13 protein-coding genes are annotated in these 20,637 nt (G+C 60.0%); 9 read left to right on the top strand and 4 right to left on the bottom strand.

Features of this window, described 5'->3' with window-relative positions:
• The first annotated feature begins 2 nt into the window (after nt 1–2).
• Genes ABEB25_RS07905 through hpf form a run of 3 tightly spaced genes read left to right on the top strand, consistent with a single transcriptional unit; the run spans nt 3 to nt 2,507 of the window.
• Nucleotides 3–1,007, top strand: a complete 1,005-nt coding sequence (locus ABEB25_RS07905) for an LptA/OstA family protein (RefSeq protein ID WP_345735851.1) — start codon at nt 3–5, stop codon at nt 1,005–1,007.
• Between the two features lie 16 nt (nt 1,008–1,023).
• Nucleotides 1,024–1,860 (top strand): LPS export ABC transporter ATP-binding protein, encoded by an 837-nt coding sequence (gene lptB, locus ABEB25_RS07900; protein ID WP_425571989.1) that lies wholly within the window; start codon nt 1,024–1,026, stop codon nt 1,858–1,860.
• Between the two features lie 53 nt (nt 1,861–1,913).
• Nucleotides 1,914–2,507: a ribosome hibernation-promoting factor, HPF/YfiA family gene (gene hpf / locus ABEB25_RS07895; RefSeq protein ID WP_345735850.1), complete on the top strand. Its 594-nt coding sequence runs from the start codon at nt 1,914–1,916 to the stop codon at nt 2,505–2,507.
• A gap of 74 nt (nt 2,508–2,581) precedes the next feature.
• On the opposite strand, the gene ABEB25_RS07890 is transcribed toward hpf, so the two are convergent.
• The 4 genes from ABEB25_RS07890 to ABEB25_RS07875 form a co-directional block, all read right to left on the bottom strand.
• Entirely contained in the window at nt 2,582–3,757 is a 1,176-nt protein-coding gene (locus ABEB25_RS07890) for an SDR family oxidoreductase (protein WP_345735849.1), read from the bottom strand.
• Nucleotides 3,758–3,772: 15 nt separating this feature from the next.
• On the bottom strand, nt 3,773–4,372 hold the full coding sequence (locus ABEB25_RS07885; protein WP_345735848.1) for a serine O-acetyltransferase: 600 nt from the start codon (nt 4,370–4,372) through the stop codon (nt 3,773–3,775).
• A 101-nt stretch (nt 4,373–4,473) separates the two neighbouring features.
• Nucleotides 4,474–4,713, bottom strand: coding sequence for an acyl carrier protein (locus ABEB25_RS07880; RefSeq protein WP_345735847.1), 240 nt, complete (start codon nt 4,711–4,713; stop codon nt 4,474–4,476).
• Nucleotides 4,710–6,512, bottom strand: coding sequence for an HAD-IIIC family phosphatase (locus ABEB25_RS07875; RefSeq protein ID WP_345735846.1), 1,803 nt, complete (start codon nt 6,510–6,512; stop codon nt 4,710–4,712). Before ABEB25_RS07875 ends, ABEB25_RS07880 begins: the two co-directional genes overlap by 4 nt.
• Before the next feature lie 222 nt (nt 6,513–6,734).
• Here ABEB25_RS07875 and ABEB25_RS07870 point away from each other — a divergent pair, with 222 nt between their 5' ends.
• From ABEB25_RS07870 to ABEB25_RS07845, 6 genes are all read left to right on the top strand, one after another.
• Nucleotides 6,735–7,487 (top strand): SDR family NAD(P)-dependent oxidoreductase, encoded by a 753-nt coding sequence (locus ABEB25_RS07870; RefSeq protein WP_345735845.1) that lies wholly within the window; start codon nt 6,735–6,737, stop codon nt 7,485–7,487.
• Between the two features lie 197 nt (nt 7,488–7,684).
• A complete protein-coding gene (locus tag ABEB25_RS07865; protein ID WP_345735844.1) occupies nt 7,685–8,851 on the top strand; it encodes a pyridoxal phosphate-dependent aminotransferase in 1,167 nt (388 codons plus the stop codon).
• 327 nt (nt 8,852–9,178) lie between these two features.
• Nucleotides 9,179–17,575 carry an RCC1 domain-containing protein gene (locus tag ABEB25_RS07860; protein WP_345735843.1) on the top strand — a complete coding sequence of 2,799 codons (8,397 nt, stop codon included), beginning with the start codon at nt 9,179–9,181 and terminating at the stop codon, nt 17,573–17,575.
• Between the two features lie 130 nt (nt 17,576–17,705).
• Nucleotides 17,706–18,689: a cysteine synthase A gene (gene cysK / locus ABEB25_RS07855; RefSeq protein ID WP_345735842.1), complete on the top strand. Its 984-nt coding sequence runs from the start codon at nt 17,706–17,708 to the stop codon at nt 18,687–18,689.
• A gap of 34 nt (nt 18,690–18,723) precedes the next feature.
• Nucleotides 18,724–19,776: a tetratricopeptide repeat protein gene (locus tag ABEB25_RS07850; protein WP_345735841.1), complete on the top strand. Its 1,053-nt coding sequence runs from the start codon at nt 18,724–18,726 to the stop codon at nt 19,774–19,776.
• 152 nt (nt 19,777–19,928) lie between these two features.
• Nucleotides 19,929–20,618, top strand: coding sequence for a phytanoyl-CoA dioxygenase family protein (locus tag ABEB25_RS07845; protein WP_345735840.1), 690 nt, complete (start codon nt 19,929–19,931; stop codon nt 20,616–20,618).
• The last annotated feature ends 19 nt before the right edge of the window (nt 20,619–20,637 follow it).

The following is a 20,637-nucleotide window of genomic DNA, read 5'->3' as shown; positions in this document are numbered from 1 at the left end:
TTATGAGAACGATCACCACCATTGCCCTTGCCGTCCTCGGCATGGTCCACTTTGCCAGCGGGCAGGGCGCATCGCGTCTCACCACCCCCACCAGCGACCAGAAAAAGCAGCTCCAGTCCGCCGCTGAAAAGCTGCGCCAAGCCCAGGCCAATGGTGAGCTGGACAAGGCGAAGGAAACCGCCAAGGGCCTGATGGGCAAACTGCCCAGCAACCTCACCGATGCGGCCAAAGCCGCGCTGCAATCCCCTGAGGTCAAGGCCCAGGCCGCCGAGGCTGCCAAAGCCGCCGCCAAAACCCTCCTGCCGGAAGCCCAGAAAATGATGGGTGCCCAGGGTGAAACTCCTGCCGGAGACGCCCCGCCTGCTGCCTCCGCAACCACCACCCCAGCGGCAGATCAGCCCCCGGCTGCGCCTCCTGGCCCGGTTCCTGGTGCCCTGCAGCCCCTGGCTGCCGCCCCGGAAGATGCATCTGGGAAAAAGCCTGTGGCGGTCATCGAGTCCGACTCCTGCGTGTTCGACTCGAGCACCCGCGTCCTCATTTACACGGGCAACGTCCGCGCGCGTCACCCGCAGTTCTACATTGAGTGCGAAGAGCTGATCGTTCACCTCGAGCAGGAGGCGCAGGCGACGGACAAAGCTGCCAAACCGGCACCGAAGCCTTCCGCTATTGATCCGATCATGGCCGGTAAAAAAGGCCAGCCGGAGAAGCGCCAGAGCACCGTCAAAAAAGCCATCGCTTCTGGCCCCATGGTGCGCATTGAAAAGGCCAATCCCTCCGGCGAACTCCAGCGCGCCTTTTGCCGCAATGCCGTCTATGAAGGCTCCACCGGCATCATCACCATGCGTGACAATCCCCAGGTGCAGACCGGAAACGTGATGCAGATGGCCATCACGCCCGATACCGTGATGACCTTCGATGAGAAGGGCAACTTCAACTCCAACCGCCGCACCCGCACAGTGATCCTGTCGGAGGAGGAAGGCGCAGGGGCGTCTCGCAACAACCTGTAATTTTCATTATCCGGGCATGTCAGCCGCACGTTCCAAGCGTCCATCCACCCCGACCGACTCCGCACCCATCTGGGACGGAGCCCCGGTTGACGAATCTTCTGAGGCCGCCGCCTCCGGCCCGGATGAAAGAAGCATGCTCCTGCACACTGAGGGGCTGAAAAAAGTCTATGATGGCCGCGCCGTGGTGAACGGGGTGGACATCGAGGTCCGGGCTGGCGAAATCGTCGGCCTCCTCGGCCCCAACGGTGCTGGCAAGACCACCACCTTCTACATGATTGTGGGCCTCGTCCGTCCCAACGGCGGCAAGGTCATCTTCGATGGTAACGACGCCACCGAGCAGCCCATGTTCAAGCGCGCCCGCCTCGGCATGGGTTACCTGCCACAGGAAGAGTCCATCTTCCGCCGTCTCACCGTCCGCGAGAACATCCTCGCCGTCATGGAGACGCAGAACTACACCAAGAAGGAGCGTGAGGAGCAGTGCCAGCAGCTCATGGAAAAGTTCGGCATTGACCATGTGGCGGACAATCTGGCGCTCACGCTTTCCGGGGGCGAAAAACGCCGCCTCACCATCGCCCGCAGCCTCGTCACTGAGCCCAAGCTGCTCATGCTCGATGAGCCCTTCAGCGGCGTGGACCCCATCGCCGTCAGTGAGATCCAGGACATCATCCGCATGCTTCGCCGTGCGGGGCTCGCCATCCTGATCACTGACCACAATGTACGCGAAACGCTGAACATTGTGGACCGTGCCTACCTCATCTACGAAGGCCAGGTGCGACGCCACGGAACCAAAGACTTTCTCGTCAACGATCCTGAAGCCCGCCGCCTTTACTTGGGCGAAGATTTCACCATGTAACACCCTTTCCCCCAACCGTTTTCAACCAACCCCAATACAGGAGGATACATACCATGCAAAAACATAACGTGAACCTGCCGATCGTCATCACTGGCCGTCATATCGAGATCACAGAGGCCATCCGTGAATACTCTCATAAGAAGATCGAGAGCCTCCACTTGGACTACCCGCGAATCATTGAGGCCAAAGTCATCCTGGATGTGGAGCACCACCGCCAGATCGCCGAAATCATCCTGTTCTGCGCTGACCACATTCATATCGAAGCCAAGAGCACCACGGAAGACATCTATGCCTCGATCGACGAGTCCATCTCCAAGATCGCCCGCCGGATGCGCAAGTTCAAGACCCGCCTCCTGAAGAGCCACCGTCCTCGCAAGGACGGCAGCATCCGCCACCTGGAGCAGAAGGTTTTCCACGCCGACGACCTTCATGGCGAAGTCGAAACTGTCGAGCATGCCTACGTCCATCAGGAGCAGTACAAGGTGCGCCCGCTTTATCCGGATGAAGCCATCATGGACCTCGAAATCAATGACCGCCCATTCGTCGTCTTCCACAACCAGACGACTCACAAGCTGGCCATCATGTTCCGCCGTAAGGATGGCGAATACGGCCTCATCGAGCCCGAAGACAAGGCTGTCGCAGCTTAATTAGGATCTCTGATTCTTCGCAGACCCCAAACACGGTTTCGTGTTTGGGGTTTTGTGTAATCAGGGCACGAGATTCAGGTTGGGCCACCCGTTAGCGGGATGTTTTGGCCGTTTAGGTAGGCCGAGGCATCACTGGCCAGGAAGGCCACCACGGAGGCGATGTCCTCCGGCACGGCCAGCCGCCGCAGTGGTACTTTGCGTGCTTCCGCCTCCTTCATGCGGGCGGGGATGTTGTCCGTCAGCTCCGTGATGGTCATGCCCGGGGAGATCATGTTGGCCGTGATCTGCTGCGGCCCCAGCTCCTGGGCCAGGCAGCGCACGGCCCCCCAGAGGGCCTGCTTGGCACTGACATAGGCGGCCATTTTGGCGGGAGGCGCCCCAAACAGGGCCGAGGTGCCCAGGAAGATCAGCCGACCAAACCGGCGCTCGCCCATGCCTGGAACGGCTGCCTTCACCAGGGCCAGCGCTGCCTCCACATGCACACGCCAGTAGTCACGGTAGTCAGCCGGGGAAAGCTCCATCACGCTAAGGCTCTTCAGCGGCTGGCTGGCGGCATGCATCACCACATCCAGACGGCCAAAGTCGCGGGTCACTTTGCGCACCAGCTCGCTGGCAGCATCTTCGTTTGAAAGGTCGGCTGGGTAGGTCTGGCAACGGACCTCGTGTTCGCGGATCCTGCTGGCCACTTCATTGGCTGCCGACTGGTTGGAGTGATAGCTGAGGGCGACATGATAACCGGCGGCTGCCAGGGCCTGGGCTGCTGCAGCGCCGATGCCACGGGAGCCTCCGGTCACCAGGGCGACCCGGGTTTCTTTCTCCTGGTCGCTGGTCTCCGCCACTGCGAGTTGGGCGGCCATCTTAACCTTGGCCTGCCCGTTCATCACGGCTTCTCCCTGCTGATTGAAGGCACGCAGGGCAAGGTGCAAAACCGAGGCTCCGGTGGAGACCTCCGTGATCTCCGCCTCCACCCGTACGGTTTCGCCCACGAAGAGCGGCTTCAGCCACTCCATGTTCTGGCTCATCCAGACGGCTCCTGGACCAGGCACTTTCATGCCGATAATGCGGGAGACGATGGCGGTCAGGATGGCTCCATGGGCAAAGGGGCGTGCATAGCCGAATCCACGTGCAGCGGCAGGCTCCAGATGGACGGGGTTATGGTCTCCTGAGAAATCGGCGAAGCGGCCGACGAGTTCGGCGGAGAGCGTCACCTCATCGGTAAACACCATTCCTTGTTTAAAGCGGTCGGTCATGTGGGGAGAGGGCAGTTAAACAGTATGGGTCACGTAGCCTTCGGAACCGCTGGAAGAGAACAGCCGGGCAGGCACGCCGATGACGACGCCGTTCTCCGGCACGTCCTGCAGCACGACGGAGTTGGCGGAAACCAGGGAGTGATTGCCGATGGTGATGGTGCCGGAAACGCAGGCTCCGGGGCCAAGATAGACATTGTCACCGATGGTGGGCACGCCGCAGGTGGCTCCCCGGCTGGCACGGCCCAAGGTCACGGCGTGGGTGAGAGTGAGGTTCTTGCCAATCGTCACCCCTGGATTCACCCAGATGCAGCCCCAGTGGGCGATGAAGAAACCTGGCCCCACCTTGCAGCTCAGTGGCACGCGGATGCCATAGATGCGGCCCACCCGTTGAAACCAAAGCAAGGCCAATGGGTGTAAGGTCCACTTGCTCCAGGCCGACTGCCGCAAGAACTGGCAGAGGCGGAACAGAACCACATATCGAAAGCCCGGATTGTTGATGAAATGCTTCAGGAAGTGGCCTTTGCCGCCTTTTCCTTCCTGACGGAAGAGGTCACAGGCCAGGATGGCCCGCAGTTCCTGTGTGGATTTTGGCAAAGGAGAGGCTGAAGCTGTCATGGCCGTTGAGAGGGAGTGTCGCCTGTCAGAGAACCGTTTTCATGCGCTATGCAAGATGGAACCTTGGATACTTTCCTCCAGAAACCCTTCCATGCCAAAGCTCAGATCCCTTTTTCCTCAAGCAGAAGGCGGATAAGTTTCACCGAAGTCATGTCCAGTGTCTCTTCGGGCGTGAAGGATACGTTGAAAGCTTCCTCCACGGCCATCACAAGGCTGAGATGAGTCACCGAGTCCCAGGCAGGCTGGGTGTCGGGGCTGAGGTCATCGGTGATTTCGGTCACCGGGAGAGAAAGGATGGCGGCGAGCACCGAGTGGAGTTTCTGAATCTGATCGGGTGTCATAACTGAGTGAAGGGGCCTTCGAGTTGAAGACAGTCAGGGAGAGGACGCGGCTTTGCCAATGATAATATCCATTGGGAGCCGTTGTTTTCGAAACCATGGTCTGCCAGGAAAGTGGCGGCAGGCTGGTTTTTCGCCGTGGGGAAAAAGTCGGCTGTCAGGGTGGTCGCACCTTGACTGGCGAGAAGTCTTTCCAGGATGGCCAGCATGGCGGTTTCCACCTGCCGCCCGATCACCCGGCAACTCATCAGAAAGCTGTCCAGATACCATCCGCCCTCGGTTTCGGTGGGGCAGGCGATCAATACGCCGACGACGCCATTGTCACCAAATTTGTCCTTAACTCGGAACCAGAGGATCTGGGAACCGGCATCCAGCAAGGTCTGAAGATCTGCTGCGCTGTGTCTGCGTGTGGTCAGATTGAACTGATTGGTTTTGCCCAGTAATTGAACGATGCGTGGCAGCACGGCTTCATCGGCCAGACCGGCGGTGATCTTCATTTCGAGGCCCGCCAGGAAATCCTCCAGGGAGGCCGCCTGGGCCTGCATTTCCTGTCGTTGAGACTCCTTTTGGTAAAGGCCGGCGCGCTGGAGATCTTCCTGGACGAGTCCGGCGAAGTCAAAGCAGCAGCATTCTGCCAGGGCCTTGGCGTAACCCAGAGGGCTGGCGGGGACTTCGATCACGGTCACCTCGGGCAATTGGCTACGTACCCATTCGCGCTCGGTGGGATTGTCATCAAAGAAGACGAGGGCATCGGTGCCAATGTTCAGGCTGCTGGCGATGCGGCGCAGGCTGGTGGCCTTGTCTTCCCAGTGGGCTTCAAAGGCGGAGAAATGTTCACTGCGCAGCAGCGAGGCGGGATGTTGGTCGAGCGCCTGGATGGCATCCTCAGCATTGTTTTTGCTGGCGACAGCCAGAAGCACGCCGCAGTCACGCAGGGCCAGCACGCGCTTGTGAAAGTCCACAAAGACATTGCCGGGATAATCGGGGCCGAGGGCGATGCCGTCGAGCCCTGCTTCGCCAAGAACCCCTCCCCAAAGGGTGTTGTCGAGATCCAGCACCAAGCATTTTTTGGGAGTGACGGTGAGAGAGCGGAGCCTGCGGGCAAAGGCGGCTGACAGGGAGCTCATGGCCTCCAGGCTGAGGGGGGCCTTGGCCAGGTAGGTCATGCGTTCATCGCTCCAATGGCGCAGGCCCACCTCGGCCGCGACGCGGGCCGTATCTAGAATGGCAGTGCCGGGCAGGCGGGCGCAGACTTCGGCCAGGGCCTCATTGAGTTGCTGGATGAAGCTGGATTGGGACGTGGGGAGGGAAGGATCTGCCAAGCCGGCGGCCAGCCAGGGCAGGGCAGGGAAATTGGCGACCAAAACCGTGGCCTGAGTCTTTTGCCGGATTTGCTCCAGGACCTGTTGAAACCGGGAAATGAGCCGGGTTTTGGCTTCAGCGAGTGCTTCGGCCGACAAGCTGACAAAACGATACGCCACATCAGGGGCCCAGTCTTCAAGCCGGGCAATGAGGAGCACCGTCTGAGGGCTGGCCTGATAGAGCTGGCTGCCGGGATCAAAGACCTGCTGCTCGATCTGGCCGAAGGGGCCTAACCAAAGGTCCAGCAAAAACCCTTGGGCTGCGCCTTCAACGATGAGGCAGGGTTTCATGAGGTCCACGGTGAAGGTGGACAGGATGGCCACCTTGATCGGGGTGAGTGCCGGGTCCGGTGTGGCCTGGATCGCTGCGGCCTGTTGGACGAACTCAGCTCGGGTCAGAGGGCCCGGGGTTTTGCGTGCTGGGATCGCCGACGAAGACACGGGAATGAAAGGGGAAAGGAGCTTGGCCTGCTGATTAGGATAGCATCTGCTTTAGCACAAGGGCGGATTGTTCCGGCGAACCGCTAAACAGGCTGCCGAGGTTCTTTGGGTGATTCGCACGATGAGGGCCGACTCTGAGATCATTTTCGGTGATCGATAATGCTGGGGCGATTGGATCACCCTGAAGAAAATCTTGCCGGGGGCCGTAGTGAGATGCTCTCCATGAATGCTCTCCCACTTTCTGGCCGCAAGGCCATCGTCACCGGCAGCGCCCGAGGCATCGGCTACGCCATCGCAGAACGTCTGCTACAGTCGGGGGCCTCGGTCTGCCTCTGGGATGTGGATGCGGAGGCTCTGGGGCAGGCACAGGCGGTGCTGTCCCCACTCGGAGAGGTGGCCACGGCCCAGGTGGATGTGACCAGTGCGGAGTCCACGGAAGCGGCGGCCCAAAAAACGTTGGATGCCCTGGGCAAGATAGATCTTCTGGTCAACAATGCAGGCATCGCGGGGAACAATGCGAAGACCTGGGAACTGAGGCCGGAGGACTGGCGGCGTGTGATGGATATCAATCTTACGGGGTCGTTTTTGTGCTGCCGGGCCGTCATTCCGCACCTGCTGGCAAATGGCTACGGCCGAATCGTCAATGTGGCCTCGGTGGCGGGTAAGGAGGGGAATCCGAACGCAGCGCACTACAGTGCCTCAAAGGCCGGGGTGATTGCCCTGACGAAGAGCCTGGGCAAGGAATTGGCGACTTCGAACATCCTGGTCAACTGCATTACACCGGCAGTGATCGAGACGGACATTCTACTGCAGATGACCCAGGCGCACATTGACTACATGCTTTCCAAGATCCCAATGGGCCGCTTTGGGCAGAAACATGAGGCGGCAGCCCTGGTGGCCTGGCTGTGCTCGGAGGAGTGCTCGTTTACGACGGGGGCAGTCTTCGATCTTTCCGGGGGACGGGCGACGTATTGAAGCACCGACTGGTGCCTGCGGAAGGGGGAAGAAACTTTTCAATGGCTTTTTGCCTCGTCAGTGGCCAGAAAACTGGCTACAAGTGATGCCGTCTTCGCCACCCCCAGCGTTGACAAACCCGCTCGCCGCTCCTTTTTAGCCAGCCCTTCCCGAGGGGCCCCCCTGCACAACCACTTAGATCCGCACCTTTTCCCATTATGGACTTCATCGCCAAAAACATCGCCGAACTTTCGCCCTCCATGACCTTAGCCATCACCAGCCAGGCGAAGGCACTGAAGAAGCAGGGTGTGGACGTATTGAGCTTTGGTGCGGGTGAGCCTGACTTTGACACCCCCGCCCACATCACCGCTGCGGCCATCGAGGCGCTGAACACCGGCAAGACCCGCTACACGGAAAGCTCCGGCCTGATCGAACTGCGTGAAGCCCTGGCGGCAAAGCTGCTGATCGACAACGGCATCCAGTATGATCCTTCCCAGATCAGCGTGAACTGCGGTGCCAAGCATAGCTGCTACAACGCCATCGCCGCCTGCGTGAATCCTGGCGACGAAGTCATTATCCCGGCTCCTTACTGGACCAGCTACCCTGAAATGGTGAAGCTCGTCGGCGGCATCCCGGTGGTGGTGGAAACCAAGCTGGAAAACGACTGGAAGATCACCCCGGAAGAGTTCGAGGACGCCATGTCCCCGATGACCAAGATGATCATCATCAACAGCCCCGGCAACCCGACTGGGTCCGTTTACAGCAAGGAAGAGCTCCAGGCCCTAGGCGAAATCGCCACGGCTGAAGACATCCTCATCCTCTCCGATGAAATCTACGAGAAGCTGGTCTATGGCGACAACAAGCACGTCAGCATTGCCAGCATCAGCAAGGACATCTTCGACCACACCATCACGATCAACGGCTTCTCCAAAGCCTACGCGATGACGGGCTGGCGCCTGGGCTACACGGCTGCACCAAAGAAAATCGCTGACGCGATCGACACGATCCAGAGCCACACCACCAGCAACCCGACCTCGTTTGCCCAGTATGGTGCGATTGCGGCCCTTCAGGGTGACCAGCAGATCGTGGCAGACATGCGCGATGAGTTCGATGTGCGCCGCCAGTATATGCTGAGCCGCCTGCAGGCGATCAAGAACGTCAAGGTGATCGAGCCTCAGGGCGCGTTCTACTTCCTCGTCGGCATCGAGCCGATCGGCATCAAGTCCGTGAACTTCTGCGAGAAGCTGCTGAGCAAAGGCAAAGTCGCCGCCGTTCCTGGCGTCGCCTTCGGTGCTGAATACACCGTGCGCTTCAGCTATGCCACGGGCCTGGACGTCATCAATGCGGGCATGGACCGCTTTGAAGAGTTCTGCGGCCAGCATTAATTAGCGACCGAGCCCGATTAAGGGTGATTTTGTGAGGACAGGCCTTTTGGGGCCTGTCCTTTTTTTGGGTGATGAGTGGATTTTGGTTAATCGGTATTTTCTTTAGCATCTTGGGTGTTTTGCCTTGTTTTTGAATTAGGGGGTTCATAAAAACGTGGCGTGAAAATTCAGTCGCGCCTTCTCCTACTGCCGGTGGCTCTTGTCATGATCCTGGCTGGCCTGAAGTGGTCTGGAGGTTTTCCTTCCAAAATCAGCAAAGAGGCAGCGTCTGCACTGGCAGCAAGTAAGGCAGAGCCATCAGCCCAGCAGGAATCTGGGGATGAACGCGTGCCGTTATCCAAAAGCATCACGGAAACGGCGGCGGCTGGCAGTGTGATACAGCCGCCATTGGCCGATGACGTGAAGGTGCGAGTGGAGAGTCCGCAACCACAGGCGGTGACTGAACCGCAGATCGGCCTTTCCCCGGCAGCGGCTTTGCTGTCCCAGAAGATTGACCTCACGGACCCGGCCAAAAGAGAGCAGTTGGTCAAACAGTTGCGGCAGATCGAAGACACCGAGATGGAGGCCACTCGCCTCAAGGCGGAACGGCTGGGTTTCCCGATGATTGTCCACGAACCGGGCGGGACGAAGGCGATCTTGGTGGGATTTGAGGGCGATAGGCCGCTTTACCGTGCGGACCACAATGTGAATGCCGCCATCAGCTCTGGGGCCAACTTGGTGCGCTCCACGGCTCCGTTTAATGTGACGGGCAGCGGCCTCAAAATGGGGCTTTGGGAGGCGGGGGGAATTCCACGGACGAGCCACCAAGAGTTCGGCCCAGGAGTGCGGATCACGATCAAGGACGGCAGCACGACCCTTTCAGATCATGCCAGCCACGTGGCGGGCACCATGCTGGCGCGTGGGGCTTCAGCCACCTCTCTCGGGATGGCCCCAGGGGCGGTCATTGATGCCTACGACTCGACCAATGACAATTCCGAGATGGTGGCGGCGGGAGCTGCGGCACCCGGGGAAGCGGGGAAGATTTACATTTCGAACCACTCCTATGGTTTCATCAGCGGCTGGCGGCCTGAAACGGCCACTTGGTACGGGCTGTTTACCGATGATGGCAATCCGGCGAATGATGTGGAGACGAGATTTGGCCGATATGATTCCACCAGCGTGGCCCTGGACGGATTGCTGTATAATTTGCCGTACTTCCTTTCCTTCATGTCATCCGGCAATGACCGAAATGACGACCCGCCTGCGACCGGTGGCAACTGGACTCAATCGTCAGGGGGGGCGATCCGCACCTATGATCCGGCCCAGCATCCGGCAAGTGATGGTGCCTATAAGGCAGGTTACGACGTGCTGGACAATGAGAAGACCTGCAAAAACGTCATCACCATCGGGGCGGCGAATGATGCGGTGAGTGCAGGCCTGCGGAATGCGGCCAATGGAACACTCACTGCCTTCAGTTCCACTGGCCCGGCGGACGACGGTCGCATCAAGCCAGATGTGGTGGCCAATGGGGCCAGCCTGACATCGGCCCTGTCTACGGGAGACAGTGCCTATGGGTCGATGAGCGGCACGAGCATGGCGGCCCCGAATGCGAGCGGATCCGCCCTGCTGCTGGTGGATTATTTTCAGCAGCGTTTCCCTGGGCAGGCCATGCAGGCCAGTACGCTAAAGGGGCTGCTCATTCACACCGCCAATGACATTGGCCGGGCCGGACCGGACTACGAGTATGGCTGGGGGCTGATCAACATCAAGGCGGCGGCAGATCTGATCAAGACTGAGGCGGACAATGTGCGCATGCAGCAGATCAATGAGCAGGTGCTGGCGCAGGGAGGTTCCAACACCCATCCGTTCTATTGGGATGGTGTCAGCCCCATCCGGGTGACGCTGTGCTGGACGGACCCTGCGGGTGTGTCCTCCTCTTCGCATGACAATCGCACACGCGACCTAACCAACGATTTGAACCTCAGGCTGACAGCCCCTGGCGGGGCCACCCACCGGCCTTTTGTGATGCCCTATGTGGGCGACTGGACGAATGCCCAACTGACGGCGGTGGCGACCACAGGGATCAACACTGTGGACAATGTGGAGCAGGTGCTGGTGTCGGCTCCTGCCCAGGCCGGGGAGTACGTCGTCACGGTGGATCATACTGGTAGCCTGACCTTTGGTTCCCAAGGTTATTCTCTGATCATCAGCGGTGCTGTGTGGCCGACTGCCCTGGCGCTGACTCCTGAGGGGCCTCTGGCTTCAGAAGGCTTCACAGGAGGGCCGTTCACGCCGGTTTCCAAAACTTATGATTTGAGCAACACTTCGGCCGAGTCCGTTCCGTGGACAGCGGTGGCCGACCAGCCTTGGGTGCAGGTGAGTCCCTCCTCCGGAACCTTGGCGGCCGGTCAGAATGTGACTGTTACAGTAGGCTTCAGTGCATCCGCAGCTAACTTGGCAGCGGGAAACTATGAGGCAGAGGTGTTGTTGACAGACACGCTCAACAATCTGCAACTAACCCGCCAGGTTACCCTGCAAGTCCTGGGGACTGCGCCGCAGATCGTGGTGAAAAATGCGGCGGATCAAGTGCTGAACACCGGAGGTCCAGCGGTCAGCGTGGGTAATGTGCAACTGGGCGGGAATCCTGCGGATCAGGTGTTCAAGCTTGCTAACAGCGTGCCAGGGACTTCTCTGGAGGTGGATGGCCTCACCTTGTCAGGAGCAGATGCGGGTTCCTTTGCCTTGGTTTCGGCACCGGTGGGCGCGGCATTGGCCAGCACGGACAGCCTGCCCTTCATCGTTCGGTTCAATCCTCAGAGAGCAGGCGCGCATTCGGCCACTCTCACTATCACCACCAATGACCCGGATGATGGTCCCTTCATCGTCTTTCTAACGGCCACAGCCACGGCGGCCCCTGGGCCTGCCCAGACGATTGCCGTGGCGAAGATCTCCCCCAGGGCGACGAGTGGCGGCCCCTTCCAATTGCCTGCGGTGGCCACCAGCGGGCTGCCTTTGACCTACACCCTGCTGGCAGGCCCGGCGACGGTGAATGCAGATGGGCTGGTCACACCCGGCGGCAGCACTGGGGCGGTGACCATTCAGATCTCCCAGCCCGGGAATGGTCAGTATGCGGCGGCGGTACCCGTCACCGTGACTTTTGTCCTGACTGATCAGCCTTATCGGTTTGCGAAAGTGAGTGTCGCCAACACAGGTTCACACACGCTGGCCATCGGTCTGGACGGTCGTTTGTGGGCCTGGGGATTAGGGTCGTTTGGTCAGTTGGGACAGGGGAGCACTGCGACTCGTTTCACGCCCGAAACTACGGGTAGCGCGACGGATTGGGCGGAGGTAAGTGCGGGAGGAAACCACTCGCTGGCGATTAAAACTAATGGCAGTCTTTGGGCATGGGGTAGCAGTTCATCCGGGCAAGTTGGGGACGCTACAACAGTCTCAAAATTCACGCCTATTCAGATTGACCCTGGACCGTGGATTGCGATCTCGGCAGGCACGAATTGTTCCTATGCGATCAAGGCAAATGGAACGCTGTGGGCTTGGGGCGGGAACATTTCGGGGGAATTGGGTATCGGCAGCACGGGCAGTCGCACTATTCCAACGCAAGTCGGGTCGCTATCGGATTGGCAGTCTGTATCCTCGGGTTCAAGCCATTGCCTCGCCGTTAAGAAAGACGGAACTTTGTGGGCCTGGGGGCTAGGAACGAACGGCCAATTAGGGACGGGGAGTCTAGTCAGTTCGACAAGCCCCGTCCAAATAGGCAGCGCGACGAATTGGTGGAAGGCCGCAGGCGGAGGTGTTCACAGCTTGGCGCTTCGTAGGGATGGCACTCTTTGGAGTTGGGGATTCAGTGGAAACGGACAGTTAGGCAGCGGAAGCACCACCGCGACAAGCACCCCCAACCAGGTCGGCACGGCGACTGATTGGGTGGAGGTAGATGCGTCTACCAATCACAGCGCTGGAGTCAGGCGCGATGGTTCCGCGTGGGCCTGGGGGCGTAACAGTGAAGCGCAGATTGGCAACGGCAATCAGGTCAATCAACTAGCCCCGGTAAAGATCAATGTCTTGGGTGACGACTGGAGGTTCATTGAGGCAGGGCCTACAAGCGGAGGGGCACTACTGGCAGATGGCACTTTTGTGGGCTGGGGGGATGGTCTCGGGTATGTGGGCAAAAGTTCACGTCAGCTTGTTCGTGCCATAGGTCCCATGGCTTGGGCCGATTTCAGTTCTAGAAACACCAATACGCTTCTGACGAAAACAGACGGTTCATTGTGGGGATTTGGCTCTTCTTCTACGGGCCAGATGGGCAACAATAGCATCAATCCCCAAGATCTGATCCGCATTGGAGCTGTGTCCACCTGGCAGACTGTCCAGACTGGACAATTTCACTCGGGTGGAATTCAGCAAAATGGTTCGCTGTGGATGTGGGGATTTAACTCGGGTGGCCAGATCGGCGATGGAACAACGACAGTCCGATATCTCCCCCTTCCGGTGGCTTTAGGCAGTACGTGGCGAAAACTCTCCCTTGGAAATTCTCATTCGATGGCGATTCGGAGTGATGGGACGTTGTGGGCCTGGGGCACAAACACTGCGGGTGAATTTGGCGATGGAGGAACGGTGAGTCGAACCAGTCCTGTGCAGGTGGGGAGCGAGACGAACTGGGCGCAGCTTTCTGCCAGCAGCTTCTATTCTCTTGCCTTGAAAGAAGATGGGTCACTCTGGGCTACAGGAACGAACAACGTGGGGCAGCTCGGCCTGGAAGACTTCACCACGCGGACTTCTTTTACCCAGGTGGGAACAGGCAAGGACTGGGCGCAAATCGCCACGACGACATCGTCTTCTTTTGCCATCAAGACGGATGGTAGCCTTTGGGCCTGGGGCACAAATTCGAGCGGACAGCTCGGCCTGGGAAATACCACCAGCCGGAGTGTGCCGGTCCGTGTGGGGACCGACAATGATTGGAGACAGGTGACCTGCAATACGACTTGGACGGCAGCCCTGAAACAGGACGGCTCGCTCTGGACATGGGGTAACAACTCGACTTACCAGCAAGGGGTGGCCATAGACGGTTCCATTTCATCTCCGCGCAGGGTGGGTAACAGCACGGGATGGGTGGCCGTACAGGCTGGCAATGTTCATCTGGTAGCCATGCGTGCCGATGGCTCGATTTGGACGGCGGGTTATTCAGGCTCTTTCCGGCTGACTTCCGGAGGGGGACGTTCGGCCTTTGTGCAGGCTCCGATTCTGCCGGCTTTGCAGCCGCAGAATATCCTGCCTTTGCCAACAGGTTTCCGTTCGGGGCGCATTTTGGCCAGCAGCGGGCTGCCGGTGGAGCTGGAGATTGTTTCCGGCAGTGGCAGCATCGCGGGAGACCTTTTTACCCATACCGGGGCCGTGGGTAGCACGACGGTGGTGATGGCCTGGCAGCGCGGGGATGAAACGGCTTGGAATGCGGCGCTTCCGACGCAGTTTTCCATCACTACCCAGGACATCACTTTCCAGACCATTGCGGAGCAGACCTGTGGGACGCCGTTGGTCCTAGGTGCCACGGCGAGCAGCGGCTTGCCTGTGAGCTATGCCATCACGGAAGGGGCTGATATCGCCTCGCTGAATGGAAACACGGTGACCTTCCATGCGGCGGGCACGGTGACGATCCAGGCGAACCAGGCGGGCGGTGGCAACGGCCTTGCGGCAGCGGACCCTGTGAGCCGCACGTTCACGGTGGTGAAGGGGGAACAAGTGATTTCGTTTGGCGGGCAGGTACCCACGCAGTCGTCCTTTGCTTCCACCGTCGCTTTGCAGGCATCGTCGAGCAGGGGGCTCACGCCAGTCGAATTTGCGGTCGTCAGCGGTCCTGGGACTTTGAATGGTAGTCAGTTGAGCTTTACCCAAGTAGGAGTGGTGGTCGTCCGGGCAGCCCAGGCGGGCAATGACGCCTTTTTACCAGCGGAGGTGACGATGGAGATCACGGCGTTTAATACGTTGCCTGTCGCGTCAGGGGCTGCCTTCACTCTGGATGAGGACATGACGATCACAGGAACGGCCGCGGCAACAGATGTGGAAAACACGCCGCTGGCCTATGCCGTGGTCACGGGGCCGGAGCATGGGGCGCTTTTGCTCAATCCGAACACGGGGGCCTTCAGCTACACGCCGACGGCGCATTACTTTGGCGGGGACAGTTTTTCCTTCAAGGTGAACGATGGGCTGGCGGACTCCAACATCGCTACGGTGACGCTGACGGTGAATGCGGTGAATGACCGCCCGGTGGCAGTGGGGCAGGCCTTGAGCACGCTGGACTACCTGCCTCTGGCCATCACGCTTGCTGGTCAGGATGTGGAAACGCCAGGTCTGCAGTTCAGCATTGTCACCCCGCCCGCGCATGGCTCCCTGACAGGTACTGCGCCGGGGTTGGTTTACACAGCCGATCAGGGCTATGCCGGGACAGATAGCTTTACCTTTGCCGTGAGCGATGGGGAACTGACGTCGATGGTGGGCACGGTCTCCATCCAGGTGTCGGTGGTGGGCATCACGTTCATTCAGCATCCGTTGTCGAAAAAGGTGAGCGAGACGGAGGATGTCACCCTGGAGGTGGAGGTCACGGGCTCGAAGCCGATCACCTACCAATGGGTGAAGGCTGGGCAGCCGCTACCGGGAGAAACCGGGGCGACGCTGACTTTGACCGATGTGACGGCAGCCGATGCAGGTCTGTATCATGTGTGGGTGACGAATCCGGTGCGGCTGTTTGAATCGCAAGGGGCGACAGTGAGTGTGATTGGCGGGCTGCCGGAGATTCTGGTACAGCCGGAGCATCAGTTGGCAGTCGTGGGAACGGAGGTGGTGCTGGGCGTCCAAGCGCTGGGGAAACCGCCGCTTCGCTACCAGTGGAGGAAAGACGGGAAGACGGTTGCGGGGGCGACGCAGGCAGAGCTGCGATTGCCAGCCGTGCAACTGGCCCAGGCAGGTAATTATACCGTGGTGGTGAGCTCAGCCGAGCCCCGGACCAGTCTGGTGGCGAAGGTAGGCGTGGCGGAGAATCCCGGCAAAACCATCTTGGTCACCGAGGGCGGCAACACCTCCTGGTCCTTCAAGACTGCGGGCGAGGGCCTTTCGCTGGTCTGGACCGATGATGGCGGCGAGCTGTCAGAGAATCCGCGACGGGTGATCTCCAGCGATGCGAAAAAGATATCGCTCACAGATGCCGAGCTGGAGGATGCGGGGCTTTACGTCTGCAAGGTCTTCGGGCCTGGGGGCGAGCTGGACGCGGGGACGCATGATCTGCGGGTCATCAATGGTGCGCCTGACGTCACTCCCCTCCAGTCTGGAGATGCACTGCCGCCTTCGATCGTGGGAGAAGACTATGAATTCGAAGTTCCGATGAGTGCGGATGAGCATCGGTCACCAGCGTCATTTGCGGCCACGGGGTTGCCGGCGGGGCTCAAGATAGATCCGCTTACGGGCATTATTTCCGGGCGGGTGACGGCCTCGAAATCGACACCCTATGCGGTGAAGATCACGGCGAAAAACTTGCTTGGGAGCGATGTGGTGAATGTCGCGCTTTTGGTTAGTCCGCTGCCTGCTGGCAGCATTGGCACCTTTGTCGCACCCCTCCCACGACATGCTTTTAACGATGACCTGGGCGGGCGTTTGGATCTGGTGACCACCTCCACCGGCAGCTTCAGCGGGAAATTGACTTTGGGAGGCCGGAAGCCGATCAGCTTCAAAGGCGGCCTGCTTTCGATGTCTTCGGCACCAGGCAGCCGACCTGCTGGAGCGATCACGGTTTCGCAGCCTGCGCCATTGTCCCCCCTGGAATTGAGCTTCGTTCTGGACCCAGAGACTTGCCTGATGGCCGCCACTCTCACGGATGGTAGCGCGCCGGTGGTTTTTGAAGGCTGGAAGAGCACCTGGAGTGTGCGTGACCCAGCGGATGCCTTCGATGGCCTTTACAATTTGGGCCTGACCGGCGAGGCGGGGGAAGACATTCCTGTGGGGAGAGGATTTGCCGCCGTTACCGTCGCCAAGGCTGGGTCGCTGAAGCTGGCTGGCAAGACGGGAGATGGGGAAGCCCTTTTGGGCAGCACATTCCTAGGGCCGCAGGGGCAGATCCTGGTTTTCCAGACGATGTATAAGACGCCGCTCAAAGGATCCCTGGTGGGCACTTTGCAGATCAAAAAAGGTGCCAATCATCAAGATGACCAGGACAACACGATAGACGGCGAAGTGACCTGGTCCCGGCCTGCGGGCACTGGGCGGACCTACCCAAGAGGGTTTGGTCCATTGAACCTGGATGCCGTGGGCCAGAGGTACCTACCGCCAACGAGTCCTAACATTGTGCTGGGACTGGCGGATTCGCCGGACAATGCCTGGTTGCGGTTTACCGGGGCGGGCATCGAGTCGTCCTCGACCCGGCCAGACATGGCCTTCCAAATCACCCCATTCCATCAGATGCTGCTGCCCAAGGCGGGCGCGGAGAAAAATCCCGGGCGGGTGACACTGAAGCTGAATGCCAAAACAGGGCAGTTGAGCGGCACCTTTCTCTTGGTGGATGAGGGGCCTCCGGGCAGTTCGGCTCCTGTTCAGAGAAAAGGGACGTATGAGGGGCTGATCTACACCGATGCGGAAGGCCGGCGAGGGTATGGTTTTTTCCTACTTCCCGGACTGCCCGAAACGGTGTCCCAACCTGCTGCCAGCACTCCGGTTTTGTCGGGTCAGATGCGGCTGGAGTCTCCCTGAGGTGGCGCTCCGGGGCGGTTTTTTCCTTTGCAAGCCTGCCGGGGCACTCCTATAAACTGCACCCTCACCGTCTAGGGCTGTCATTTGGCCCCAGGCATTGCCTTTCAAACTCCCCAACCCTGCAGCCGCCATGGGCCATATCTACAACAACATCGTCGAAACCGTCGGCAAGACACCGCTGGTCAAACTGAACAAAGTGACGGCCGGCCTGGATGCCACCATCGCTCTGAAGTGCGAGTTTTTTAACCCGCTGGGCAGTGTGAAGGACCGTATCGGGATGGCCATGATCGAGGACGCTGAGGCCCGTGGCATTCTGACCAAGGACACCGTCATCATCGAGCCGACCAGTGGCAACACGGGCATCGCCCTGGCCTTCGTGGCGGCCGCTAAAGGTTACAAGCTGATCCTGACGATGCCCGAAACCATGAGCATGGAGCGCCGCACTTTGCTGGCCCTCCTGGGTGCCGACCTCGTGCTGACCCCTGGCCCTCAGGGCATGAAGGGTGCGATCGCCAAGGCGGAAGAGCTTCTGAAAGAGACGCCGAATGCCTGGATCCCCCAGCAGTTCGAAAACCCGGCCAACCCGGCCATCCACATGAAAACGACCGCCGAAGAAATCTGGGCGGATACGGACGGCAAGGTGGACATCTTTGTGGCGGCTGTCGGCACAGGTGGAACCATCACGGGCACCTGCGAAGTGATCAAGCCACGCAAGCCAAGCTTCCAGGCCATCGCAGTGGAGCCTGAGGCTTCTCCGGTGATCAACCAGACCCTCGCTGGCGAACCTGTGCAGCCGGGCCCGCACAAAATTCAGGGCACGGGCGCTGGCTTTGTGCCGAAAAACCTTCACCTGAAGGACAGCGCTGGTAACGCGCAGATCGTGGAGTGCATCAAGGTGAGCAACGACGAAGCTTTCGCGATGGCCCGTCGTCTGGCCAAGGAAGAAGGCATGCTCGTCGGCATCAGCACCGGTGCCAACGTGGTGGCTGCCATCCAGGTCGCCAAGCGTCCCGAAAATGCGGGCAAACTCATCGTGACCGTCGCCTGCTCCACTGGCGAGCGCTACCTCTCCACCGCGCTGGCGGATGAGGCCCGTGCCAAGGTGGGCGCTTAATTCGTCTCAGCATTCCTTTAGAAAAAAACGGCCCATGTCCAAAGCGACTCCTCCTGCCTCCCCCGCACCTGTCCTCGATACGATGGTTCCATCCTCGCCTATGGAGCAGTTCCTCGAAGCAAACTTCAAAAAACTCGTTGTGCTGTTTGCTGCGATTGCCCTGGGGGCGGTCGTCTATGGCGTGATCAGTTACACCCGTCAGGCCAATGCAGTGGCCGCTGGTGAGGCATTTTCTGCGGCCAAAACCGTGGAAGACTGTGACAAAGTCATGAGTGACTTTCCCAGCACTCTGGCTGCGGGCAATGCCCTGCTGCTGAAGGCCGACCTGCTGTGGATCCAGGACAAGAAGGAAGCCTCCGTGGCAGCCCTGCGCGACTTCACCACCAAGCATTCCGATCACCCACTGCTGCCAGAGACGCTTCTGGCCCTGGCGACGAAGCTTGAGACGCTGGGCAAGGCGGAAGATGCTAAGCCTGTGTTTGAGCGGGTCATCAAGGAATTCGCCAGCAGTGATGTGGCGGCCCTGGCTCAACTCCGCCTGGGTGACCTCCTCTGGGCTTCTGGCAAAGAAGAAGAGGCGAAAGCGGCCTATGAGGCAGTGCCTGCGAAGTTCATTTCGGCTGACCCGGCGTTTCTGGACCAGAGCACAGGTCGTCTGAAATGGATCTCGGCCAAGCTTCCGACCAAGGAAGTGGACGGGCCGCCGAAACCGAAGGTGGAAGCACCTACGACGCCGATGCCGGGTGCGCCCCAGCTCAAGCTGGACTCCACCACGCTGAACCCGACGCTGATGCCTGCCGGTGCTGCCCCGCAGATCCAGGTGACACCCTCGGCCCCGGCTGCCCCTGCCGCGCCACAGATCCAGGTGACGCCAGCACCTGCCCCCGCAATGCCTGTGACACCGAAAATCGAGGTGCCTGCCGTCCCTGCCACTCCCGCAGTGCCAGCTCCTGAGGCCCCGAAGATCGAGGTGAAGCCTGCACCCCCTGTGCCAGCTCCGGCTCCCGCGCCAAGCCCGGCCCCAGTGCCTGCCCCTGCGCAGCCAGCCACGCCGGCTCCGGCCGCCCCGGCAAAAGCCGCTTCTTAAACGGAAGAGATTTGATTCTCACAACGCTGACCAGGAAACTGGTCAGCGTTTTTTTATGCCTGTGAAGTGGAGGCAAGCTTTCCAGAGAAGCGGGAGCGAGGCGGGCTGGAATCGCATTTGCCAAAGGGGCTGGGCTGTGGATGACATGGGGTATGATGCGTTCCCCTGATCAGGCCGCCCGCGAAGTGGAGCGGGATGGTTTCGCCTTTCGCGAGGCAGTCCTGGATGAGCCGCAGCAGAGGTCTTTGCTGGCCTGCCTAGGGTCTGCCACGGGTGCCGGGAGGCGGGGGATGCTTACCTTGCCGGAAGTGAATGCCCTGGCTCGTTCGGAGGCATTGATGGCGCTGGTGAAACCTTTTTTGAAGGGGCATGCGTTACCTGTGCGAGGGATCTTTTTCGACAAGTCAGCCGAAGCTAATTGGCTGGTGGCCTGGCATCAGGATCTGACCTTGGCGGTGCGCGCACGATGCGAGGTGCCGGGGTTTGGCCCCTGGAGTGTTAAGGAAGGCGTGCCGCATGTGCAGCCTCCGGCGGAATGGCTGCAGCAGATGATCACGGTGCGGCTGCATCTGGATGATGCGGATGAATCCAACGGGGCACTGCGGGTGCTGCCCGGTTCCCATGCACAGGGACGGCTATCGCCCGAGGGGATCGGTGAATGGCGTGAGCGGGTGCCGGAGGTGACCTGCGTGGTGAGGGCGGGCGGCGCGCTTTTGATGCGGCCCTTGCTGCTGCATGCTTCGGGCCGATCTGTGAGCGGGCGGCACCGTCGGGTGCTCCACCTTGAGTATGCGGGCTTTGATCTGCCTGCGGGACTGGAATGGCATGAAGGGCTTCCCTGAAGCGATCTGGGAAACCCTT

The sequence above is a fragment of the Prosthecobacter algae genome, assembly GCF_039542385.1.
Lineage (GTDB): Bacteria > Verrucomicrobiota > Verrucomicrobiia > Verrucomicrobiales > Verrucomicrobiaceae > Prosthecobacter > Prosthecobacter algae.
This window is presented reverse-complemented; position numbering and strand designations above follow the sequence as displayed.